General features: G+C 66.5%; 22 protein-coding genes. 7 read left to right on the plus strand and 15 right to left on the minus strand.

The window, feature by feature from the left end; genetic code table 11:
- Positions 1 to 86: 86 nt before the first annotated feature.
- Genes E8M84_RS09490 through putA form a run of 3 tightly spaced genes read right to left on the minus strand, consistent with a single transcriptional unit; the run spans position 87 to position 5,089 of the window.
- A complete protein-coding gene (locus E8M84_RS09490) occupies positions 87 to 803 on the minus strand; it encodes a DUF1194 domain-containing protein (RefSeq protein WP_137110978.1) in 717 nt (238 codons plus the stop codon).
- Between the two features lie 60 nt (positions 804 to 863).
- Complete coding sequence (locus E8M84_RS09495; RefSeq protein WP_137110979.1) at positions 864 to 1,607, minus strand: rhomboid family intramembrane serine protease; 744 nt, start codon at positions 1,605 to 1,607, stop codon at positions 864 to 866.
- A 32-nt stretch (positions 1,608 to 1,639) separates the two neighbouring features.
- Positions 1,640 to 5,089, minus strand: a complete 3,450-nt coding sequence (gene putA / locus E8M84_RS09500; RefSeq protein ID WP_137110980.1) for a bifunctional proline dehydrogenase/L-glutamate gamma-semialdehyde dehydrogenase PutA — start codon at positions 5,087 to 5,089, stop codon at positions 1,640 to 1,642.
- Positions 5,090 to 5,194: 105 nt separating this feature from the next.
- Here putA and E8M84_RS09505 point away from each other — a divergent pair, with 105 nt between their 5' ends.
- Positions 5,195 to 5,656, plus strand: coding sequence for an Lrp/AsnC ligand binding domain-containing protein (locus E8M84_RS09505; RefSeq protein WP_137110981.1), 462 nt, complete (start codon positions 5,195 to 5,197; stop codon positions 5,654 to 5,656).
- Positions 5,657 to 5,677: 21 nt separating this feature from the next.
- On the opposite strand, the gene E8M84_RS21805 is transcribed toward E8M84_RS09505, so the two are convergent.
- On the minus strand, positions 5,678 to 5,803 hold the full coding sequence (locus E8M84_RS21805; protein ID WP_276607117.1) for a hypothetical protein: 126 nt from the start codon (positions 5,801 to 5,803) through the stop codon (positions 5,678 to 5,680).
- Between the two features lie 139 nt (positions 5,804 to 5,942).
- Here E8M84_RS21805 and E8M84_RS09510 point away from each other — a divergent pair, with 139 nt between their 5' ends.
- Positions 5,943 to 7,061 (plus strand): aromatic ring-hydroxylating dioxygenase subunit alpha, encoded by a 1,119-nt coding sequence (locus E8M84_RS09510; protein WP_137110982.1) that lies wholly within the window; start codon positions 5,943 to 5,945, stop codon positions 7,059 to 7,061.
- Between the two features lie 75 nt (positions 7,062 to 7,136).
- On the opposite strand, the gene E8M84_RS09515 is transcribed toward E8M84_RS09510, so the two are convergent.
- Positions 7,137 to 8,057: a DMT family transporter gene (locus E8M84_RS09515; RefSeq protein ID WP_137110983.1), complete on the minus strand. Its 921-nt coding sequence runs from the start codon at positions 8,055 to 8,057 to the stop codon at positions 7,137 to 7,139.
- A 93-nt stretch (positions 8,058 to 8,150) separates the two neighbouring features.
- Here E8M84_RS09515 and ade point away from each other — a divergent pair, with 93 nt between their 5' ends.
- Positions 8,151 to 9,851 (plus strand): adenine deaminase, encoded by a 1,701-nt coding sequence (gene ade, locus E8M84_RS09520; protein ID WP_137110984.1) that lies wholly within the window; start codon positions 8,151 to 8,153, stop codon positions 9,849 to 9,851.
- A gap of 359 nt (positions 9,852 to 10,210) precedes the next feature.
- Here the strand turns inward: ade and E8M84_RS09525 are convergent, their stop codons facing one another.
- On the minus strand, positions 10,211 to 10,915 hold the full coding sequence (locus E8M84_RS09525) for an endonuclease/exonuclease/phosphatase family protein (protein WP_137110985.1): 705 nt from the start codon (positions 10,913 to 10,915) through the stop codon (positions 10,211 to 10,213).
- Positions 10,916 to 10,956: 41 nt separating this feature from the next.
- On the opposite strand from E8M84_RS09525, the gene E8M84_RS09530 reads away from it, so the two are divergent.
- The gene (locus tag E8M84_RS09530; protein ID WP_137110986.1) at positions 10,957 to 11,604 is read left to right on the plus strand and encodes a hypothetical protein; all 648 of its coding nucleotides are present in this window, start codon (positions 10,957 to 10,959) and stop codon (positions 11,602 to 11,604) included.
- Between the two features lie 26 nt (positions 11,605 to 11,630).
- Here the strand turns inward: E8M84_RS09530 and E8M84_RS09535 are convergent, their stop codons facing one another.
- Entirely contained in the window at positions 11,631 to 12,458 is an 828-nt protein-coding gene (locus tag E8M84_RS09535; protein WP_137110987.1) for an SDR family oxidoreductase, read from the minus strand.
- A 95-nt stretch (positions 12,459 to 12,553) separates the two neighbouring features.
- Here E8M84_RS09535 and E8M84_RS09540 point away from each other — a divergent pair, with 95 nt between their 5' ends.
- Positions 12,554 to 12,946: a helix-turn-helix domain-containing protein gene (locus E8M84_RS09540; RefSeq protein WP_137110988.1), complete on the plus strand. Its 393-nt coding sequence runs from the start codon at positions 12,554 to 12,556 to the stop codon at positions 12,944 to 12,946.
- A gap of 29 nt (positions 12,947 to 12,975) precedes the next feature.
- Here E8M84_RS09540 and E8M84_RS09545 read toward each other — a convergent pair whose 3' ends face one another.
- The 7 genes from E8M84_RS09545 to E8M84_RS09575 form a co-directional block, all read right to left on the minus strand.
- The gene (locus tag E8M84_RS09545) at positions 12,976 to 13,380 is read right to left on the minus strand and encodes a low molecular weight phosphatase family protein (RefSeq protein ID WP_240790389.1); all 405 of its coding nucleotides are present in this window, start codon (positions 13,378 to 13,380) and stop codon (positions 12,976 to 12,978) included.
- Between the two features lie 62 nt (positions 13,381 to 13,442).
- Complete coding sequence (locus tag E8M84_RS09550; RefSeq protein WP_137110989.1) at positions 13,443 to 13,922, minus strand: UPF0262 family protein; 480 nt, start codon at positions 13,920 to 13,922, stop codon at positions 13,443 to 13,445.
- 54 nt (positions 13,923 to 13,976) lie between these two features.
- A complete protein-coding gene (hisD, locus tag E8M84_RS09555; RefSeq protein WP_137110990.1) occupies positions 13,977 to 15,278 on the minus strand; it encodes a histidinol dehydrogenase in 1,302 nt (433 codons plus the stop codon).
- Between the two features lie 81 nt (positions 15,279 to 15,359).
- Positions 15,360 to 16,751 carry a glutamine synthetase family protein gene (locus tag E8M84_RS09560; protein ID WP_137111801.1) on the minus strand — a complete coding sequence of 464 codons (1,392 nt, stop codon included), beginning with the start codon at positions 16,749 to 16,751 and terminating at the stop codon, positions 15,360 to 15,362.
- Entirely contained in the window at positions 16,748 to 18,121 is a 1,374-nt protein-coding gene (locus E8M84_RS09565; protein WP_137110991.1) for an aspartate aminotransferase family protein, read from the minus strand. Before E8M84_RS09565 ends, E8M84_RS09560 begins: the two co-directional genes overlap by 4 nt.
- A 65-nt stretch (positions 18,122 to 18,186) precedes the next feature.
- A complete protein-coding gene (locus E8M84_RS09570; protein ID WP_137110992.1) occupies positions 18,187 to 18,522 on the minus strand; it encodes a VOC family protein in 336 nt (111 codons plus the stop codon).
- Between the two features lie 15 nt (positions 18,523 to 18,537).
- Positions 18,538 to 19,701 (minus strand): alpha-hydroxy acid oxidase, encoded by a 1,164-nt coding sequence (locus tag E8M84_RS09575; protein ID WP_137110993.1) that lies wholly within the window; start codon positions 19,699 to 19,701, stop codon positions 18,538 to 18,540.
- A 126-nt stretch (positions 19,702 to 19,827) separates the two neighbouring features.
- Here E8M84_RS09575 and E8M84_RS09580 point away from each other — a divergent pair, with 126 nt between their 5' ends.
- Together E8M84_RS09580 and E8M84_RS09585 are read left to right on the plus strand one after the other, a co-directional pair.
- Positions 19,828 to 20,970 (plus strand): Acg family FMN-binding oxidoreductase, encoded by a 1,143-nt coding sequence (locus tag E8M84_RS09580; protein WP_240790341.1) that lies wholly within the window; start codon positions 19,828 to 19,830, stop codon positions 20,968 to 20,970.
- Positions 20,963 to 21,421 (plus strand): MarR family winged helix-turn-helix transcriptional regulator, encoded by a 459-nt coding sequence (locus E8M84_RS09585; protein ID WP_137110994.1) that lies wholly within the window; start codon positions 20,963 to 20,965, stop codon positions 21,419 to 21,421. The genes E8M84_RS09580 and E8M84_RS09585 overlap by 8 nt, the downstream gene beginning before the upstream one ends.
- Here the strand turns inward: E8M84_RS09585 and E8M84_RS09590 are convergent.
- Positions 21,418 to 21,834, minus strand: coding sequence for a MarR family winged helix-turn-helix transcriptional regulator (locus E8M84_RS09590; RefSeq protein ID WP_137110995.1), 417 nt, complete (start codon positions 21,832 to 21,834; stop codon positions 21,418 to 21,420). The two genes, E8M84_RS09585 and E8M84_RS09590, sit on opposite strands and share 4 nt — an antisense overlap.
- Between the last annotated feature and the right edge of the window lie 103 nt (positions 21,835 to 21,937).

Below are 21,937 nucleotides of genomic sequence, written 5' to 3' on the forward strand. Positions count from 1 at the left end.
CGAGAAGAATTCCCGCTGTTGTGCATTAGTCAATGAAAAACCGGCAAAAATCCGGTCAGGAATCCCGGATTTGTGGCGGGTTTGGGTCAACCTTCGTCAGAACCGGGCAGAGACAGCGCGCCGATCATCGGGCCTTCCAACTCGCGCAGGAGCTTGCGGCGGATCGCTTTCGGGTAGTCCTCTTGCCGGGGCGCGCTTTCGACAAAGGCCCCCGGACCGCGGATCACCTGGGTCCGGTAATAGTCGAGGATGCCGGCCTCATGCTCTCCCACGGCGAGGCCATTCACCGTGATGCCAGTGAAATCCTCACGCTCATAGGTCCGGTGAACCGAGATCCCCTCGTTGTTCTGCCCGTCTCCCGCCACGTCGATCACCCTACGGTCGCAGGGGGGTGCCTCGGACATCAGGTCCAGACCGAAACGCAAGGCATCGCCCAGCGCGGTGGCCAGCCGGGCAAGCGGCCTTGGCGTCCGGCGCACGGTCCAGATGACGCTGTCCAGGGCCTCGGGGCTGTCGAGGCTGACCCAGGGCTGGACCAGGTCCTGATAGCCGTTGCCGGACCAGTAGTAGATCGCCAGGGCGACCTCACCCTCGGGCACGAAGATCGCCCGCCGGACCTCGGGGTCCTCCAGGGCTTGCGCGAGCCCTTCGGTCTGGATGATGTAATCTTGCGAATCGATCGACCGTGAAATGTCGACCGCAAGGGCTAAAGCCAGACGGCAGTCGGACAGCGCGGGGGCCACACAGGCAGCCACCAGGCCAAGGGCATACAGGCTGGCGCGAAGAAGGCTGGCAAGCGGCATTGCATCCCCCGTTCCCTGCGTGATCCTGCACCCGACCTGCCAGCGCCGTCAAACGCGGGATCAGCGGCGGCGACGCACCAAGGGAACGTTTGACCGCGACGCCTCGAAATGGGTTTCCGGATGCGGCGGATGACCAGCGGTCTGACGCCAATAGCCACTGGCCCCGCGCCGCAGCCAGACCGGCAGCGTCAGGATCAGCCCGGCCACGAAACCGCCGACATGCGCCCAGTAGGCCACCCCACCCTCGTCTCCCGGGATCGCCACACCCGAGCCGATCTGGATCACGAGCCAGAGTCCGAGGACGATCCAGGCCGGGATGGCAAAGATGCGGAAGAAGATGATGAAGATGAACAGCACGTCGACCTTGGCCTTGGGGAACAAGAGGAGATAGCCCCCCATCACCCCGGCAATCGCGCCCGAGGCGCCCACCATCGGCACGGGCGAGCCCGGGTCGGGCAGCACCTGCGCCAGGCCCGCCGCCGCGCCGCAAGCAAGATAGAAGATCAGGAAGCCGAGATGCCCCATCTCTTCTTCCAGGTTGTCGCCGTAGATCCACAGGAACAGCATGTTGCCCGCAAGGTGCATCCAGCCGCCGTGCAGGAACATCGAGGTCAGGATCGTCTCCAGCCCGTCGCCCGACATGAAGCGTCCGGGGACCAGGCCCCAGGTCATGAAGAAGCCCTGCAGGTCCCAGTCTGAAAGGCTGGGGAAATAGGCAAGGAAGATCAGGATATTGATCGCGATCAGCGCGAAGGTGACATAGGGCGTGCGCCCTGACGGGTTATGGTCGCGGATCGGGAACATGGCGCGCAGCCTTCCCGAAGGAAGGCCGCCCGTCAAGCATCGGCGGCATCGGCCAGAAGCTGGGCGTTGCCGCCCGACGCGGTGGTGTCGATGCAGAGGTGCCGTTCCAGATGCGCGTGGCCCGCGTCGGGGGCGGCGATCAGGGGCAGGATCGGGCCTTGCCGGCTGGCCAGCGCCTGGGCGTAGGGGCGACCGGCCTCGGCCGCGCCCCACCAGACAGCGCCGGAAAAGCCGTGCAGGGTTGTCAGCGCCTGCGGGTCAAGGCCGGGGGCTTCGACCGCGTGACCACCCAGCTTGCGGATGGCTTCGGCCTGGGCAAGCGCTGCGGCCCGGCCGGGGCCAAGGCAAAGGAGGGGCGCGCGGGGGGTGAGGGTCAGGCGGTTCGATTCGCCGGTCGGGCCTGGCATGTCCTCGGTGATCGGCGCCGTGGCAGGCCAGGGGGCCGCAAGGGCCTTGTTCACGTCAGAGACGGTCGCGGTGGCGTCATCCGGCAGGGCGGCCGACGTCGGGGCCTTGGTGAACCGCGTCAGGTAGTGTGGCCCGCCTGCCTTGGGTCCGGTGCCGGACAGCCCCTCGCCGCCGAAAGGTTGCGACCCCACGACCGCGCCGATCTGGTTGCGGTTGACGTAGGTGTTGCCGACCCGCATGCCGTCGACGATGTGCTGCACCCGGTCGTCGATGCGGGAGTGCAGACCGAAAGTCAGTCCATAGCCAGTGGCGTTGATTGCAGAGATCACCCGGTCGATCTCATGTGCCTTGAAGGTGGCAATGTGCAGGACCGGGCCGAAGATCTCGCGCGGCATGTCCTGGATACCTTTGACCTTCAGGACGGTGGGCGCGACGAAGGTCCCCTGCCCCGGCGCCGGCAGTTCCTTCAGCACCCGCCCCTCGGCCCGGGCCGCGTCGACATAGGCCCGGATGCCGGCCTGCGCCTCGGCGTCGATCACGGGTCCGATGTCGGTGGCGAGGCTCCACGGATCGCCAAGCGACAGATCCTCCATCGCGCCGAAGAGCATTTCGGTGACGGTGTGGGCGATGTCTTCCTGCAGATAGAGGCAGCGCAGCGCCGAACACCGCTGGCCCGCCGACTGGAAGCTGGAGACGATGATGTCGCGCACCGCCTGTTCGGGGAGTGCGGTCGAATCGACCAGCATGGCGTTCAAGCCTCCGGTCTCGGCGATCAGCGGGGCGGTGGGGTCGAGGTGGCCGGCCATCGAGCGCCGGATCGCCTGCGCGGTTTCGGTCGATCCGGTGAAGGCAACACCGTTCACGCGCGGGTCGCGGGTCAGGGCCGCGCCGATCTGACCGTCTCCGGGAAGGAGTTGCAGCGCCGTTGCGGGCACCCCTGCGGCGAGCAGGTGATCGACGGCAAGGCAGGCGATCAGGGGGGTCTGCTCGGCCGGCTTGGCAAGGACGGCGTTCCCGGCGGCAATGGCCGCGCCGATCTGGCCACAGAAGATGGCAAGCGGGAAGTTCCAGGGGCTGATGCAGGCAAAGACACCGCGCGCCGGGTGCGGTTGGGCAGTCTGCGTCGCGTAGTAGCGCAGGAAATCCACCGCTTCGCGCAGTTCGGCCACGGCGTCTGAGAGGGTCTTGCCCGCCTCGCGTGCCAGCAGCGCGAAGGCGCGGCCAAAGTCGGCCTCCATCCGGTCGGCGGCGCGGTTCAGGACCGTGGCCCGTTCCCGTGGAGCGGCAGTCCAGGGTTCGGCAAGCCGCAGGGCGGTGTCCACATCCGGCAGCCCTGCCGTGGTGACATGGCCGACCAGCGCGCCGGTGGCGGGGTTCAGGACGGCAAGCTGCGGGCCGCCGACGACCCTGCCGGCCAGACGCGGGGCGGCGTCGATGCGGGTCTCCATGAAGGGCGTGCGGGCGGCTTCGATCTCGGCCAGATCGGCGGCATCCGTCAGGTCCCAGCCTTTCGAGTTCTTCCGAGCGCCAAAGAGCCCCGGCCCGGTCTTGAGCGCGGGGCTGGGGATGGCGGTCAGGCCCTCGACCATCGTCAACGGGCAGGCGGCGACGGTTTCGGGGGGGACATCTTCATCGACGATCTGGTTGACGAAGCTGGAATTCGCGCCGTTCTCCAGGAGGCGGCGAACGAGATAGGCGAGAAGGTCCCGGTGCGCCCCTACCGGCGCGTAGATCCGGCAGCGGGTGGCGTTGTCCGTCAGCACGATGTCGTGCAGCCGCTCGCCCATTCCGTGCAGGCGCTGGAATTCGTAGTCCATCGGCGTCAGGCCCTGCTGACCGGCGATATGCAGGATCGCGGCGACGGTATGGGCGTTGTGGGTGGCGAATTGGGGGTAGATGCGGTCGGTCAGCGACAAAAGCTTGCGGGCGTTGGCGATGTAGCTGACATCGGTCGATTGCTTGCGGGTGAAGACCGGGAAGCTGTCCAGCCCCATGACCTGCGCCCGCTTCACCTCGGCATCCCAATAGGCGCCCTTCACCAGCCGCACCATGATCTTGCGGTCAAGGCGTTGGCTCAGGGCGTAAAGCCAGTCGATCACCGCACCCGCCCGGCGGCCATAGGCCTGCACCACGACCCCGAACCCGTCCCAGCCCTTCAGCGCGGGGTCGGACAGCGTGGCCTCGATGACCTCCAGCGAGAGGGCGAGGCGGTCGGCTTCCTCGGCGTCGATGTTGAAGCCAAGCCCCGCCGCCTTGGCCAAAGTCGCCAGCGCCCGGACGCGGGGGACCAGCTCCTCCATCACCCGTTCGCGCTTTGCGACCTCATAGCGCGGGTGCAGGGCGGACAGCTTGACCGAGATGCCGGGGTTGGTGCGGATGTCATTGCCCTTGGCGGCACGCGCAATGGCGGTGATCGCGCGGGAATAGGACAGGTGATAGCGCCGCGCATCGGCTTCGGTCCGCGCGGCCTCGCCCAGCATGTCGTAGCTGTAGGTGTAGCCCTTCGCCTCCAGCTCCTCGGCCCGGTCCATCGCCTTGTCGATGGTTTCGCCCAGGACGAAGTTGCGCCCCATCTCCTTCATCGCGCGGGAGACGGCGGTGCGGATCACCGGCTCGCCCAGCCGCCGCACCGCGCCCCGCAGCGCGCCCGCAATGCCGCCCTCACGGTCGTCCAGCACCTTGCCGGTCAGCATCAGAGCCCAAGTCGAGGCATTGACGAGGCTGGAGGCCGACTTCCCAAGATGCCGCCCCCAGTCCGAGGGCGCGATCTTGTCCTCGATCAGGGCATCCATCGTTTCGGCGTCGGGCACGCGGAGCAGCGCCTCGGCCAGACACATCAGGGCGATGCCTTCGTCTGTTGAGAGGCCATATTCGGCGAGGAAAACCTCCATCAGACCGGGTCGCGAGCTGGCGCGGATGCGGCGCACGAGGTCCGCACCCTGCCCCACGATGGCCGCGCGCGCAGAGGGGTCGAGGGCCGCCTCGGCCACCAGCCGCTGCACCAGCGCGGTCTCATCGGTCAGCGTTCCGGTGGTGATGACGGACCAGGCGGCGGGGGCGGTTGCGGATTTCATGGCAGGCACCTTTCTTTCCGCCCAGCATAACGCGAAAATTGCAGGCTGTTTTCCTGAAGATCATGTAATATGCAGGCCGGAATCGCGACAATCCCGGAAATACCCATGTCAAGTGACCGCGCCGATCTGGACCGTTTCGACCTTGCGATCCTGCGGGTCCTGCAGACCGAGGGGCGCATCGCCGCGGTGGAGCTTGCCCGCCGGATCGGGCTGTCGAAATCGCCCACCCAGGCGCGCATGAAGCGGCTGGAAGAGATCGGGATCATCACCGGCTACCGCGCGATCCTGGACCCGATCAGGATGGGCCAGGCCCATGTGGCGTTTGTCGAAGTGCGGCTTTCCGACACCCGCGAGGCGGCGCTGACCGCGTTCAACCGGGCAGTGCTGACGGTGCCCGAGGTGGAGCAGTGCCACATGATGGCATCCAGCTTCGACTACCTCCTCAAAGTGCGCACCGCCGACATCCAGAGTTATCGCCGGGTGCTGGGCGAGGTGATCTCGGCCCTGCCCCATGTCGCCTCGACCTCGACCTATGTGGCGATGGAGGCGGTGAAGGAAGTGTTCTGACGGACAGTGCGCGACGTCGCCCTAGTCCTTTGGCTTTCCGGGGGAAATCGTGACCCTCGCATTAGTCGAGGAGACCGAGATCGCGGCCTTCGCGGCCTCTTTCTTCGGTTTCTTCACTTCCTTGCGCTTGTTCATGCCCTTGGCCATGACCGCATCCCCCTGCCGGCCTGGATGGCCAGACCCTGACCCTAGACCTCCGGTCGTGCGATTGCACGGACCAAATGCGCGGGACTTGCCAGCTTGGACCGGACGCAGCAGACTTCGGGACAGGAGGAAGGGACCACCGATGGGCCTAGAACGCGCCGAGATCGCAGCTGCCACGCAACCCCTGAACCGCGCACGGTCGATGCCTGCGGGGTTCTACACCGACCCCGCGATCTTCAAGGCCGAGCACGAGCGGGTGTTCCTGAAACACTGGTTCTTTCTGTGCCGGGCCGAAGGACTGCCCGACCCCGGTGACTACCGCGCCTTCGACAGCCCCGGCGGGCCCATCGTGCTGATCCGGGGCAATGACGGGCAGCTGCGCTGCTTTGCCAACTATTGCCGCCACCGGGGGTCGATCCTGCTGGAAGGGTCGGGCAATGTCGGAGGCCGGATCACCTGCCCCTACCACGCCTGGAGCTACCTGAATGACGGTCGCCTCTATGGTTGCCCGGACATGAAGGATGCGGAGGGCTTCGACAAGGTCGAGAACGGGCTGGTGGCGCTCGACCTCGACAGTTGGGAGGGCTTTGTCTTCGCCCGCTTCACCCGCGAAGGCCCGTCCCTGCGAGAGCATCTGGGCGACTTCTCCGACCGGATGGCCAGCCACAAGCTTGGCCAGATGCGCTGCACCTGGGCGGTGACGCTGGATGTGCAGGCGAACTGGAAGCTGATCCTGGAAAACGCGGTCGAGACCTATCACACCGGGATCGTCCACCGCGACACGGTGGGGGCGCAGCAGTCGCGGTCGCCCAAGACGAAAGGCAACTGGATCACGATCCAGGTGATCTCGGGCCGCTCCATCGCCACTTTGGGCACCGACCAGCCGCCGTTTCCGCCGATCGTCGGCCTCGACGAGGACGCGAAGATGGGGACCTATTTCACCGTCGTCTTCCCCACCGTCCAGTTCGCCGTGGCGCAGGATTGCCTGTGGTGGCTGAAAACGGTCCCCGTCAGCGAAAGCCGCACGATCCTGGAGGTCGGCGGCTGCTTCCCGGAAGACCGGCTTTCCCTTCCCGACTTCCAGGCTCGGGCCGAGCCCTACTACGACCGCTGGGAACGGGTTGCCAAAGAAGACGTGGGCATTCTGGAGAAACAGCAGCGCGCCTTGGGGTCGGCGCTCTACAAGCCCGGGCCGCTGTCGTGGCGGGACGATATGGTGCAGGCGATGGGCGTCTGGGTAGTGGACCGGCTGGGGCTCTGACCGGAAGGCTCCTCGTGCGCCTTCGGCTTCTCCTCGCCGGGGCCACCGACGAGGAGACGACGTCGAACGAGGAGGCTATCCCTGCGGCGTCATCGCCTTCCTTTGCCGGGCGCGTTCAAGGCCCAGTTTCCGCTCGCGCCAGATGATCAGGATGCCCGCCGTCACGATCAGCGCCGCGCCGCCCAGCATCGGCAAGGTCGGCACTTCGCTGAAGACGAAGTAGCCGATCCCAAGCGCAAAGATCATCGAGGCATAGTCGAAGGGTGCCACCAGGGACGCATCCGCCTCGCGGTAGCTGGAGGTCAGGAGGATCTGGCCAAGGCCCCCGAGAAGGCCCGCCAGCACCAGAATCATCGCTTCGCCCGGCGTGGGCCAGACCCAGCCGAAGGGCAGAGTGATGAGGGACATCACCGTTGCCGTGACGGAAAACCAGAAGACAATGGCCGAGGTCTGCTCGGTATTTACCAGTTTTCGCACGAAGACCTGCGCCAGAGCCGCGAAGACCGCCCCGCCCAGGACCAGCATCGCGCCAAGCGCATCGGCGATGCTTGCGGTTTCCGGATCAATCGACAGGCGCGGGGCAAGCACGATCAACACGCCGATCATGCCCAGGATGACCGCCGAGATGCGGAAGACGCGAACCTCCTCGCCCAGGAACATCGCGGCGAAGACCACCGTCAGCAGCGGTGCGGCATAGCCGATGGCGGTAACTTCGGGCAGCGGCAGGTAGCCCAGTCCCGCGAAGCCCAGCCCCATCGCCATGGTCCCCACCACTCCGCGCCAGACATGGCCGAGGGGTTGCACGGTCTTGAGGCCGGTGGAGAGTTCCTTCCGCCAGGCGAGCCAGGCAACGATGACCGGGATCGCGAAGAAGGACCGGAAGAACACCGCCTGACCGGCGGGGACATGTTGGGCCGTCGATTTGATTAGGCTGGCCATGACGATGAACACCATCACCGAGGCCAGTTTGAGGGCAATGCCGCGCAGCGGGCGCATTCCGATACTCTTGCTTTTGTTCAGACGGTTTCGGGCCAAAGGCTATGGACGCCGGGCCACGGTTGAGTTTCCCTGTTCGGAAAGGAGAAGACCATGCCGAAAGCGCCGCTTGCCGACAGAATTGATCAGGGCCGCGGGATCGAGCCCGCCGATCTGGTGCTGAAGGGGGGCCGGGTCTTCGACCTGATCACCGGCGATCTGGTCGAGACCGATGTGGCGATCTGCTGTGATACCATCGTAGGGGTATTCGGGGATTACGCCGGCAAGCGGGAGATCGACGTTTCGGGCAGTGTCCTCGTTCCGGGGTTCATCGACACGCACCTGCATGTGGAATCGTCGCTCGTCACCCCGCACGAGTTCGACCGTTGCGTGACGCCCCGTGGGGTGACGACGGCGATCTGCGATCCACACGAGATCGCGAATGTCTGCGGTGTGAAGGGGATACGGTACTTCCTTGAGTCCGCGTCTCAGCTGGTCATGGACCTGCGGGTCCAACTGTCGTCCTGCGTGCCCTCGACCCATATGGAGACGACGGGCGCCCGTCTGGTCGCCGCCGACCTGGTGCCATTCATGGACCATCCGAAGGTCATCGGTCTGGCCGAGTTCATGAACTACCCCGGCGTGTTGATGAAGGACCCGGAGTGTCTGGAGAAGCTGGAGGCGTTCCAAGGCCGCCACATCGACGGGCATTCCCCCCTGCTGCGGGGGAACGATCTGAACGGCTACATCTCGGCGGGGATCCGGACCGAGCATGAGGCGACGAGTTACGACGAAGGGCTTGAGAAGTTGCGCAAGGGGATGCGGGTGCTGATCCGGGAAGGGTCGGTGTCAAAGGATCTGCATGCGCTGGTGGGGCTGCTGACCGAACGCTTCTCTCCCTACCTCTGCCTCTGCACGGATGACCGCAACCCCTTGGACATCGGCGAGCATGGGCATCTGGACTACATGATCCGGACGGCCATCGAACTGGGGGCGCCTCCTCTGGCGGTCTATCGGGCGGCGTCACTCAGCGCGGCCGAGGCGTTCGGGCTGAAGGACCGCGGGCTGATCGCGCCGGGCAAGCGGGCGGATATTGCGGTGATCGACTCGCTTGAAGGGTGCCATGCCAGCCTCGTGCTGGCGGGAGGCGTCGTGGCCGATGCTGCGGCCTTTGCTGCGCGGGTTGGGACCGAGCCGATGGCGCGGAACTCGGTGCAGTCGGCGAAGATCGAGGCGGCGCATTTCCGGACCGGCGGCAACCGGGTGGACACGCCGGTGATCGGCATCCTGCCGGGCAAGATCATCACCGAGCACCTGAATTTCGATATCGCCCCGCAGGATGGGGACAAGCGGCCGGACCTCTCCCGCGACCTGGTGAAGATCGCAGTGATCGAGCGGCATGGGATGAACGGGAACCGGGCGACTGGGTTCGTGAAGGGCTTCGGGTTGCAGAGGGGGGCGATCGGGTCGACGGTCTGTCACGACCACCACAACATCGCGGTCGTCGGGGCGGATTACGGGGACATGGCCCTGGCGGCGAACCGGCTGGTCGAGATCGAGGGCGGGTTCGTCGTCGTCGAGGGGGGGCAGGTGCTGGCGGAACTGTCGCTGCCCGTGGCGGGGCTGATGTCGCTGCGGTCCTTCGAGGAGGTGCGGGAGGAACTGCTGAAGCTGCGGGCTGCGGCGACTTCGCTGGGGGTGGTGCTGGAGGAGCCGTTCCTGCAGCTGGCCTTCCTCGCCCTGCCGGTGATCCCGCATCTGAAGATCACCGACATGGGCATGGTCGACGTGGACCGGTTCGAGATCATGCCCTGACCTGTCCACGGTGGACAGTTTTCATTTTCCATTGCTTCACAGGTACTTGGCTTTTTCCGTTAGGAGTGTCTTAACCTGCGGCCTACCCCCTCACCCTGACCCTCTCCCCCGGTGGGGATAGGGGACGCGGGTGACGCGGTCCGGGTCTGGTTCCGAGACGTCGCGCGGGTGGGGGCGGTTTTCAGATTGAGCGCTGACGCGCAAGGCTTTTGTCTCGCCCCTTTGCGTGACGCAAAGCGGCTCGGGTGACAGGGGTCTCACACACCCCGCTTCCAGTGGTTCTCGAACCAACGGCGCACCACTGGATGCACCCGTGGAGCATTTGGACAAAGGCAAGACCGGAAGCTGGACAAGGGGGACTAGAGCCAACGCAGTTCAGCAAGAAGCGGCAGGTGGTCCGAAGCGTGCGGGCCGCTGCCGTGCAGGTGGCGAAGCGGGGTCAGTTCAAGGTCCGGCGAGTGGACGATCCGGTCCAGCGGCAAAAGCGGTCGGCGCGAGGGGAAGGTGGGCGCGGTCGGCAGGATCACGAAAGGCGTGGCGATGCGGCCGAGGCCCACGCGGCGGGAATGTTCGTTGAAATCACCGAGGATCACCGTCGGCCGCACCGGGTGGCGCTGCAGCGCGGCCTTGATCGCGTCCAGCTGGCGGCGGCGGGCGGCGCGCAGAAGGCCAAGGTGTACGGCCACAACGCGCAGGGGTGCGGGCGTGTCGAGATCGACGATCACCGCCCCGCGCGGCTCGTGGCCCGGAAGGTCCAGCCGTTCCAGCCCGCAGATCCGGATGCCCGGCCGCGCCAGCAGCGCATTGCCATGCCAGCCGAGGCTGACGGCATTGCGGCCGATGGGCAGGGGGTCAAGGCCGGTCAGCAGGGCAATGCGGTCGCGTGGCAGGGCCGAGGGGCGGTCGCCCAGCCGCCGATCGGCCTCTTGCAGGGCCACGATGTCGGCCTGCAACGCGGCGATTCCGGCCAGGACCCGATCTGCATCCCGGCGCCGGTCGGTGCCGACCGCCTTGTGGATGTTCCACGAGGCGACGCGCAGGCTGGGCTTTAAGTCCGGGCTCATGCGCCCAATATAGAGGTCGGGCCCCGGATCGGGAGAGGGAAGTGCCAGGAACCTCGGCCATCCTGTTGAACGGCATCCGCCTTCTGTTGCTGGCAGAGGCGCTGATCGCCGTGTGGCGGGGCGTCCTTCCGGCCGTCTTCATCTCGCTTGCCGCGCTGGCGCTGACCCTGTTGCCCGGGCTGCTGGCTAGCCGCGTGGGCCTGCGCCTGCCGCCCAGCTTTCTGGCCGCCATCGCGCTGTTCGTGCTGGCGACGCTGTATCTGGGCGAGGTCTACGACTTCTACAACCGGTTCTGGTGGTGGGACCTTGTGCTGCATTTCGGGTCGGCCATGGGCTTCGGCATCCTGGGGTTCCTGTTGATCTTCATGCTGTTCCAGGGCGATCGCTATGCCGCCCCGCCCTGGGCACTGGGGGTGCTGTCCTTTTGCGTGGCACTGGCGGTGGGCACGCTGTGGGAAATCTTCGAATATGCGATGGATACGCTGTTCGGCTTCAACATGATGAAGTCGGGGCTGCCGGACACGATGGGCGATCTGATGGTCGACGCCGTGGGCGCCGCGTTGGCGGCTGGGGCCGGGGTGGTCTACCTGCTGGGCCGGGCGGGGCGACTGGGGGCGCCCTTCGATCTGTTCATCGAGACGAACCGGGCGCGGTTCCGCAAGGTCCTCGCGCGACGGAAGCAGGGGTAAGGGGGCCTTTGCGGCCCCCTGCCGGGTCAGAGGGCGGCCGCGATGGTTTCGGCGATCGGGGTCGTCGGGCGACCGATCAGGCGGCTGAGCGTGCGGCTGTCGTCGGACAGGACGCCTTCGCCGGCGCGGGCATCGCAGTCGGCCAGAATCTGGGCAAAGCCTTCGGGCAGGCCGAAGCCGGTCAGCGCCTGGGCATAGTCGGCCTGCGGCATCGACACATAGGCGACCGGCTTGTCCGCAGCCTTGGCGACTGCGGCGGCGAAGTCCGACCCGCTGTGCGCGATGTCGCCCGCCAGTTCATAGGCCTTGCCCGCATGGGCGTTGTCGAGTGCGGTCACGGCGATGGCCTCGGCATAGTCCTTGCGCGCGGCGGAGTTCACCCGGCCTTCGCCCGCCGCGCCGATCATCGCGCCGTGCTGGACCGAGGCGGCCAGGGAGCCGGTGTAGTTCTCGGTGTACCAGCCGTTGCGCAGGATGGTGGCGGCGAGGCCCGATTCACGCAGCGCGGCTTCGGTGGCGATGTGGTCCTGCGCGAGGATCATCGGGTTCCGGTCACCCTTCAGGATCGAGGTGTAGATCAGCCGCTGGACGCCCGCGGCCTTGGCGGCGGCAATGACGTTGCGGTGCTGCCCCACCCGGTCATTGAAATCGTTCGAGGAGATCAGGACCAACGTGTCGACGCCCTGCAGCGCGGCGGGATCGGATTTGGTGTAGTCGAAGGCCCGGGTCTCGACCCCGAGGTCGGCCTTTGAAGGGTCGCGGGCCAGGGCGACGGGCTTTGCGCCGCGGGCTTTCAGGGCGGCGATGGCAAGGCGGCCGAGCTGGCCGGTGGCTCCGGTGATGGCGATGGTCATGGATCTCTCCTGTTGTTGACAGGGTGTGAGATACGGCATTACTTACGAAAAGGAAGTACGCACAAAATTGTAAGTATCCCAAAGGGGCGCACAACATGATGGAGCGGGATGCACAGGGGCTGCTGGACGGCTGGCGGCTGGGGAATGTGCTGGCGACGGACTGCCCGTCGCGCGGAATCCTCAGCCACCTGACGAACCGCTGGGGGGTCCTCGTGATGGTGGCGCTGGCGACGGGGCCGCACCGGTTTGCGGAACTGCGGCGGAAGGTGGGGGGCGTCAGCGAGCGGATGCTGTCGCAGACCCTGAAGGAGCTGGAGGCGGACGGGTTCGTGTTGCGGACCGCGCATCCGGTGGTGCCGCCGCATGTCGTCTATGAGCTGACCCCGCTGGGGGTGGAGGCCGCGGGGCATGTGGTGGCGCTGGTTGGCTGGATCGAGGGGGCGCTGCCGCGGATCATGGCGGGGAAGCTGGCGATGGCGGCGGAGTGAGGATTGGTAGGGTGGGCGTGTCGCCCACCCTACGATTCAGCGCCCTCCGTCGGCGGCCCGAAGCGTTCCAGCATCCTGGACCTGATCTGGTCCCGGGCCTGGCGGTAGGCCGCAAGCTTGGCCTCGCGCGTCTCGCCCAGGCCGGTTGGATCAAGGATCGGCCAGTATTCGATCTCGAGATGATGGAACCGGGTCAATTCCAGGGCCATGCGCTGGCTGGCGGGGCTTAAGGCGATGATGAGGTCGAATTGGGAAAGATCGTCGCCCCAATCCTGCATCTCGTCGAAGGACCGCGAGCGGTGGCGGCTGAGTTCGATCCCCAATTCCTTGCAGACCGCGACGGAGAAGCCGTCGATCTCCATGTCGTTCTTGACGCCCGCGGATTGGACATAGGCGCGCTGGCCGTACATCTGTTTCATCAGCCCCTCTGCCATGGGCGAGCGGACGGCGTTGTGGTCGCAGCAGAAGAGGACGGACTGAGGGAAGTCGCCCAAGATCAGCCCCAGTGCAGGACGCAGATCAGGGTGAAGAGGCGCCGGGCGGTGTCGGTGTCGACCTCGGCCTTGCCGCCAAGGCGGTCCTGCAGGATCGAGGCGCCCTCGTTGTGGATGCCGCGGCGGGCCATGTCGATCGCCTCGATCTGGCTGGGCGGCAGGCGTTTCACCGCGTCGAAGTAGGACTCGCAGATCTGGAAGTAGTCCTTCACGACCTGCCGGAAGGGCCCGAGCGAGAGGTGAAATTCGGCGGCCTTTTCGCCGCTTTCGGTGGCGATGTCGAACACGAGGCGGCCCTCGCGGATGGCCAGGAGCACGCGGTAGGGGCCCTCCGGCATCTCGCGGTCGGGGCGGCGGGCGGGGGTGAAGGAGTTCTCTTCCAAGAGGTCGAAGATCGCGACGCGGCGTTCCTGTTCGATCTCGGGCGTTGGGCGGGCGAGGCCGCGCTCGTCGATCTCGATCTGGCAGATGCGGTTGGTCATGGGCGGTTCCCGGTGGTTCCGCCCGTGATGCCCGAGCGCGTCCCTTGGTGCAAGTCAGTCGTTCAGCCGGTCGAGCCGGGCGCGGACGGACAGGCCGTGGGCCTGCAGGCTTTCGCTGGTGGCCAGGCGTTCGGCGGCGGGGCCGATGGCCTTCAGCGCCTCGGGGGTCATCTTGGCGATGGTAGTGCGCTTCATGAAGTCGAGGACGGAGAGGCCCGAGGAGAACCGGGCCGAGCGGGCTGTGGGCAGGACGTGGTTCGGGCCGCCGATGTAGTCGCCGATGGCCTCGGGCGTGTATTGGCCGAGGAAGATCGCGCCGGCGTGGGTGATCTTGGGGCTGAGGGCTTCGGGGTCGGCGGTGCAAAGCTCCAGATGTTCGGGGGCAACGCGGTTGGAAAGCTGGGCAGCCTCGGTCAGGTCGCGGGTCACGATGACGGCACCGTGCTGCGCCCAGGAGGCCCCGGCGATGGCGCGTCTTTCCAGCGTTTCCAGGCGCTTGGCGACGGCTTTTGCCACGGCTTCTCCAAAGGCCTCGCTGTCGGTCACAAGGATCGACTGCGCGCTTTCGTCGTGTTCGGCCTGGGAGAGGAGGTCTAGGGCGATCCAGTCGGGGTCGTTGTCCTGATCGGCGATGACGAGGATTTCCGAGGGGCCGGCGATCATGTCGATACCGACGCGCCCGAAGACCCGGCGCTTGGCGGCGGCGACGAAGGCGTTGCCGGGGCCGGTGATCTTGTCGACGGGCAGGATGGTCTGGGTCCCGTAGGCCAGCGCGGCAATCGCCTGGGCGCCGCCGATCCGGTAGACGTGGTCGACCCCGGCGATGCGGGCGGCCAACAGCACCAGCGGGTTGACTTTCCCGTCCGGGGTCGGGCAGGCGATGACCAGGCGTTCGACGCCCGCGACCTTGGCGGGGATCGCGTTCATCAGGACGGAGGACGGATAGGAGGCGAGGCCGCCGGGGACGTAGAGGCCCGCGGCCGAGACAGGGGTCCAGCGCCAGCCGAGCGTGGCCCCGGTGCTGTCGGTCCAACTTTCGTCCTGCGGTTTCTGGCGTTCGTGGTAGGCGCGGATGCGGGTTGCGGCGAGGTCGAGGGCCGCGCGGTCCTCAGGCGAGACCTTGGCGATCTCGGCGTGGATCTCGGCCTGGGAGAAGGCAAGGGTGTCGGGGGTGAGGCTAAGGCGGTCGAAGCGGGCGGTCAGGTCGATGACGGCTTGGTCGCCACGGGTGCGGACGTCGGCGATGATGCTGGCCACAGCCTGGTCGACGTCCTCGGCCTCTTCGCGCTTTTGCCCGAGGAGGGTCTGGAAGGCGGCTTCAAAGCCTGGGTCGGCGGTGTTGAGGAAAACGGGCATCGCGGCCTCCGGCTGGTCGCGGGTCAGATAGCGCGGGGGGCTGGCAGGCTCAAGGCCGGAGGTCGCCCCCCTGCCCTGCCGTCAGACCGTGTGGAGGTAGAGGTCGAAGTCCACCTCGCTGACCGTTCGCATGACGCGGGCGTATTCGGCGGCCATGATCGCGGTGAAGGTGCGGTGCATGTCCGCGCCCAGCGCGTCCTGCAGGAAGGTGGAACGCTTGGCGGCGTCGATGGCGGATTTCCAGTCGGTCGGGATGCCCGCGTTGTCTTCGTCGGCATAGCCGTTGCCGGTCGTTTCCGGGCCGGGGTCGATCTGCTCCTTCAACCCCTTGCGGATGCCCGCCAGAACGGTGGCGCCGACCAGATAGGGGTTCGCGTCGACGCCTGCGGGGCGGTGTTCGATGCGGCGGGCCTTGATGTCGCCTGCGGGGATGCGCAGCGCGACCGAGCGGTTGTTGACCCCCCAGGTGGGAGAGACCGGCGCGTAGGACTGGTTGGCGAAACGGCGCCAGGAGTTCGCATGGGGGGCGAAGACCAGCATCGATTCACCCATCGTTGCCTGCAACCCGCCAAGGGCGTGCAGGATGGTGGGGTTCCATTCGCCTTCGTCTTTCTCGATGAAGACGTTCTTGCCGTTGTCGTCCAAGAGCGAGACGTGGAAATGCATGCCCGAGCCCGCGTAGTTCTCGTTCGGCTTGGCCATGAAGCAGGCGACGACGCCATGGTCGCGGGCTTGCGCCCGGACGATGCGCTTCAGGCGCATCAGGTCGTCGGCGGCCTGCATCACGTTCTCGCGGTAGTGCAGCGTCAGTTCGTACTGGCCGGGGGCGTATTCCGAGATCAGCGTCTCGGCCTTGATTCCAGCTTTTTCGGCGCCTGCGTAGATGTCGCTGAAGAGCGGGAGCATCCCGTGCAGATGGTCCACCGAGTAGACCTCGGTCTTCCGCGAGGAGCGGCGGTCCAGCACGTCGCGGGCGGGCTGCATCTTGCCGTCGGGACCGCGTTCGGGGTCGAGAAGGAAGAATTCGAGTTCAAATGCCCCGGCGGGGTGGAGGCCGTCCTTGGCCAGCAAGTCCACCTGCCGTTGCAGGGCGTGGCGGGGGTCCGAGGTCATCGGCGCGCCGTCGAGCATGTACATCGACATGAACACCTCGCCGCGCGGCGGCTGGGTGTTGTGCAGCGCCTTCAAGGTGCCCGGGATCGGCCAGGCGCGCAGGTCGCCGTCGCCCTGGTCCCAGATCAGGCCGGTTTCGTGCACGTCTTCGCCGCAGATGTCGAGGCCGAGGATGGAAATCGGCAGATGGCGGCCATTGTTGTAAAAAGACAAAAGCTCATGCCGGCGGATGATCTTTCCGCGGCCAATCCCGTTTGCGTCGTGCAGGATAATGTCAAAAGCCTCGATCTCGGGATGGGCGTCGAGGAAGGCTTGCGCCTCGGCTGCGGTGGAACCGGAGGGGCTTTGGGTCATGGTCAGGCTGCCTGGAAAAGATCGGTAAGGATGGCGTCGAAGCTGGCAAGCAGGCGGTCGACCTGGGCCTTTTTCGTCGCGGGGCTGATGAGCATCATGTTGTGGAACGGCGCGATGAGCGTGCCGCGGTTGATGAGGCCGGTGTGGATTGCGGCCTCGACCTTCGGCTGATGGGCGTATCCCGCCTGGGTGCCGTTGCGAAGGGGGCCGGGGGCGCAGATGAATTCGACCCGCGCGCCGACGCGGACGACGTGCCAAGGGGCTTTGTGCTTGTCGATGATCTTCGCGAGGCCGTGGGAGAGACGTTCGGCCAGTTTCTCCATATGGGCGTAGTTGTGCGGGGTCATCACATGCGAAAGGGTGGCGACCAGGCAGGCGAATTGCATCGGGTTGGCGGAGAGGGTCGTGCCCATGCCGGTGCGGCCCGGCGCGCGCTTGGCATCCGCCTCTTCGTACCGCTTCGCGGTCTCGTCGGTGAGGCCCCAGACGGCGGTCGGCATGCCGCCTGCAACGCATTTGCCGACGACGAAGATGTCGGGGCGGAGCGAATGGACGCGGGTATAGCCGCCGAGGCCGGAAGAGATGGTGTGCGTCTCGTCGATGATGAGGAGCGCGTTGTATTTCCTTGAAAGCTGGCGGAGGCCGTCGTGGAACCCGGCCTCGGGCAGGACCATGCAGGAGTTGGTCATCACCGGCTCGGTCAGGATTGCGGCGACGTCGCCTTTGGCAAGCGCGGCCTCGACCGAGGCGAGGTCGTTGAATTCGGCGCAGACGGCGGTTTGCGTCAGGTCGTTCACCTGGCCGAGGAGGCCGGGGGAGTTCACGGTGCGGCCGTTCTGCAGGGAGACGAAGGTGTCATCCACGGTGCCGTGGTAGCAGCCGTTGAAGACCAGGACCTTGGGCTTGCCAGTGATCGCCCGGGCAACGCGGAGGGCGAAGCGGTTGGCGTCGGTGGCGGTGGTGGCGATCTGCCAGCGGAAGGGGCCGAAGCGGTCGGTCAGGAGGCGGCCGGCTTCAAGGGCGGCCTCGGTCGGCAGCATGTAGGTCAGGCCGCGGCGGGCTTGGCTCCGGATCGCCTTGGCGACTGGCGCGGGGGAATGGCCGAACATCGAGCCGGTGTCGCCCAGACAGAAGTCGTCGAGCGTGAGGCCGTCGATATCCTCGATCCGCGCGCCATGGGCGCGGGCGACCAGGGGCAGGTGCGGCATCGGCCAGTCGGCCATCCAGTGCATCGGCACGCCGCCGAGGAAGGTGTCCGCACTTTTGGAGAGCGCTTTCAGCGCCTTGGGACGGGCCTTGGCGTAGATTTCGGCCTCGCGCTTGGCGAACGCGGCCAGGCGGTCCTGGCGGATACCGGCAATCGTTTCGTCTGGCATGGAAGCCCCCGTGGAACGTCTGGCGGTATATGCGACAGAATTTGATCAAAAAGCAAGCGGCGGCATCAGTCCTTGCGCAGGAGAAGCACGACGCCCGCCGGGTCGGAGGTCCAATGGCCAGAGACGCCGTCCAGCGGCTCCAGCTCGTCGCGCTGCGGGCTGCCGAGGTGGGCAAGGGCCGCGTCGGGATCGTCGGAGGTCAGTTCCAGCCAGACGTCGACCTGGCTTTGCTGCGGCACGCGGTCAAGCCAGAGGGTGATCTCGCCAAAGGCCAAAGCGATGTTTTCAGGGCCGTCCCGCCGCACGGCAAGACCGATGCGGTCACGGTAGAAGGCCAACATCTCTTCCCAGCGGTGGGCGGGGACCTTGATCGCAATGTTCCGCCCTGGGGTGATCTGCATTGCGGTTCCCTCTGCTCAGGCCCAGCGGCCCTCGAAATCCTCGGGCACCAGCAGATTGTGGCGGCCCATGTTCTTGATGTCACGCTCACCACACAGGGCCATGGTGATGTCCATTTCCTTTCGGATCACCTCCAGCGCCTTAGTCACCCCGGCTTCGCCCATGGCACCCAGGCCGTGGATATAGGCCCGGCCGATCATCGTGCCCTTTGCGCCGAGCGACAGGGCCTTGAGCACGTCCTGGCCCGAGCGGATGCCGCCGTCCATCCAGACTTCGGTCCGGTCGCCGATGGCGCGGACAACCTGCGGCAGCATGCGGATGGAGGACAAAGCGCCGTCGAGCTGCCGCCCGCCGTGGTTCGACACGATGACCGCATCGGCCCCGGCGTCGGCGGCCATCTTGGCATCCTCGGCGTCGAGGACCCCTTTCAAGATGAACTTGCCCTTCCACTGGTCGCGGATGCGGGTGACCTTGGACCAGTCGAGCTTGGGGTCGAACTGTTCGTTCGCCCAGGCCGTCAGGTCCGACAGTTTCTGCACGTTCTTCACATGGCCGACGATATTGCGGAACTGGCGGCGCGGGGTGCGCGCCATGTTCCAGGCCCAGCGCGGCTTGGTGGCGATGTTGATGAGGTTGGGGATCGTGGGCTTCGGCGGCGAGGTCAGGCCGTTCTTCAGGTCCTTGTGGCGCTGGCCCAGGATCTGCAGGTCCAGGGTCAGCACCAGTGCCGAGCATTTCGCAGCCCGGGCGCGTTCGATGATGGCGTCGACGAAATCCTCGTCCTTCATCACATAAAGCTGGAACCAGAACGGGTCGGGGCTGTGGGCGGCAACATCCTCGATCGAGCAGATCGACATGGTGGAGAGGGTGAAGGGCACCCCGGCCTTGGCGGCGGCGCGGGCTGCGTGGATCTCGCCATCGGGGTGCTGCATCCCGCAGGAGCCGACGGGGGCAAGGGCCACGGGCATCGAAACCTTCTGGCCCGCCATGGTGCTTTCCAGCACGCGTTCCGAAAGGTCGCGGGCAACGCGCTGGCGGAAGCGGAGTTTCTGGAAGTCGGAGGTGTTCTCGTGGAAGGTCTGTTCGGTGTAGCTGCCGCTTTCGCAGTAATCCCAGAACATCTTCGGCGTGCGCTTCTGGTGGAGGCGCTTGAGGTCCTCGATGCAGGTGATGACGGGCATGGCACTCTCCGGGATTGGTCATCTTTGGTTACCAATTTGCCGGGCGAGGCGCAAATACTTCGTTGGGGTTGCATTTGGTGCGGTTTCGTACTATTTAGTGCGATATCGCATTAAATGGAGAGCACCATGACCCTGTCCCGCCGCAGAACGCTTGCCCTGATCGGGGGTGGCGTGATCCTTGCCGCCTCCGCTTCGCTGGGTGCCATTGCAAGTCGCCAACCGCGCACGGCCCTGCTGCCGTGGGGGCAGGCCGGGCTGGGCGAGGATGCGCGCCACCGGGCGTTGTCCTGGGCGCTTCTGGCACCGAACCCGCACAACCGGCAGCCCTGGCTGGTGGACCTGGCGACGCCGGGCGAGGTGGTGCTGTATGTCGACACAGCCAAGCTCTTGCCCCACACCGACCCCTACAACCGTCAGATCACCATCGGCCTCGGCTGCTTTCTGGAGCTGATGCGGATGGCGGCGAGCCATGACGGGCAGCGGGTGGAGATCACGCCCTTCCCGCAGGGCTACGACGACCGGGCGCTGGACGCGCGGCCCGTGGCGCGGGCGGTGTTCACGGAGGAGGCAGGCGTGACGCCGGACCCGCTGTTCGCGCAGGCCCTGGCGCGGCGGTCGACAAAGGAACCCTATGACACCGCCCGCCCGCTGCCCGGGGGAACGCTGGAAAGGCTGGCCGTCGCCAGAACCGCCCGCTTCGGCGGAACGCTCGACCCGAAGGAGGTCGCGGACTGGCGCGCCTTCACGCATGAGGCGCTGCGGATCGAGATCGAGACGCCGAATACCTACAAGGAATCGGTGGACCTGTTCCGCATCGGTCGGGCGGAAGTGGACGCGAACCCCGACGGCATCGACTTCACCGGCCCGTTGTTCGAAGTACTAGGCACGACAGGGCTGATGACGCGGGAGAGTGTGCTGGATCCCTCGTCCCAGGCCTACAAGGCTGGGCTGGACGCGGTCTATGCCAATACCGATACGGCGATGGGGCATGTCTGGCTGGTGACGGACGGCAACTCTCGCCCTGACCAGATCGCCACGGGGGCCGACTGGCTGAGGGTGAACCTGGCGGCGACGGCGGCGGGGGTGGCGTTCCAGCCTCTGTCCCAGGCCTTGCAGGAATATCCCGAGATGGCTAAGCCTTACGCCGATCTGCACGCCAGGCTTGCGCCAACGGGCGGGACGGTCCAGATGTTGGCGCGTATCGGGTACGGGTCGGAGGTGGCCCCTTCCCCGCGCTGGCCGCTGGAGGCGAAGATCCTGAATGGCTGACCAGGCCCCGACCCCGGAAGCGACGCTTTTCGGCTTCTTCAACGAGGTCGGGATCCTTGCCCAACTGAGCCGCGCCCTGTTCGAGGCGCGGCTGCCGGACGGGTTCAACCTGCCGCAGTTCACCGTGCTGAACCATCTTGTGCGGGTGAAGGACGGGCAGACTCCGCTGGCGCTGGCGCGCGCCTTTCAGGTGCCGAAGACCAGCATGACCCACAGCCTGGCGGTTCTGGAACGGCACGGGCTGATCGAGATGCGCCCGAATGCCCGCGACGGGCGGTCGAAATGCGTGTTCCTGACCGAGGCGGGCCGTGCCTTCCGGCTGGAGGCGATCGGTCGGCTGATGCCAGACATGGCGGCCGTGGCGGCGGAGTTTCCGGTGGAGCGGCTGGCCGAGGTGCTGCCGGTGCTGACAGACCTGCGCAAGGCGATGGACGCGATGCGGGACGCCTAGCGGTCAACCACCTGGCGGAGGAGCCGGTCCAGGTTGTCGAAGCCTTCGGGCCCCAGCTTTTCCCGCCAGCGCGTTTCGATCTGCACCTTGATGCGGTCGGCGTCGCGCATCGCGGCTTCGCCCGCCGGGGTGAGGCGAACCCAGCGCGCGCGGGCGTCCCTTTCGTCCCGGGTGCGGTGAACGATGCCGTCGGTCTCCAGCTCGTCCACGAATTGCTGGACAGCCTGCTTGGTCAGGCCCGCCTTCTCGGCAAGTTCAGTCTGCCGGATGCCGGCGGGGCCGATGTAGACCATGATGTTGCCGCGTGCTTGGGCGAACCAGCCATGGCCCGCCGCGACCATTCCGGCGAGGAAGTCCTTGCGCCAGGCATTCGTGGCCCGCCAGAGCGTCCAGCCGATGTGATCTGGGACCAACGGGGCACCCCTTTGCAATAATAGTCAAGTGACTTGACAATATCCGTCAGATCGGGAAATAGTCAAGTTGCTAGACCAATTGTGGTTGATTGCCAGCTGCCCC

It is taken from the genome of Rhodobacter sp. SY28-1 (genome assembly GCF_005222785.1).
Classification (GTDB): Bacteria; Pseudomonadota; Alphaproteobacteria; order Rhodobacterales; family Rhodobacteraceae; genus Tabrizicola.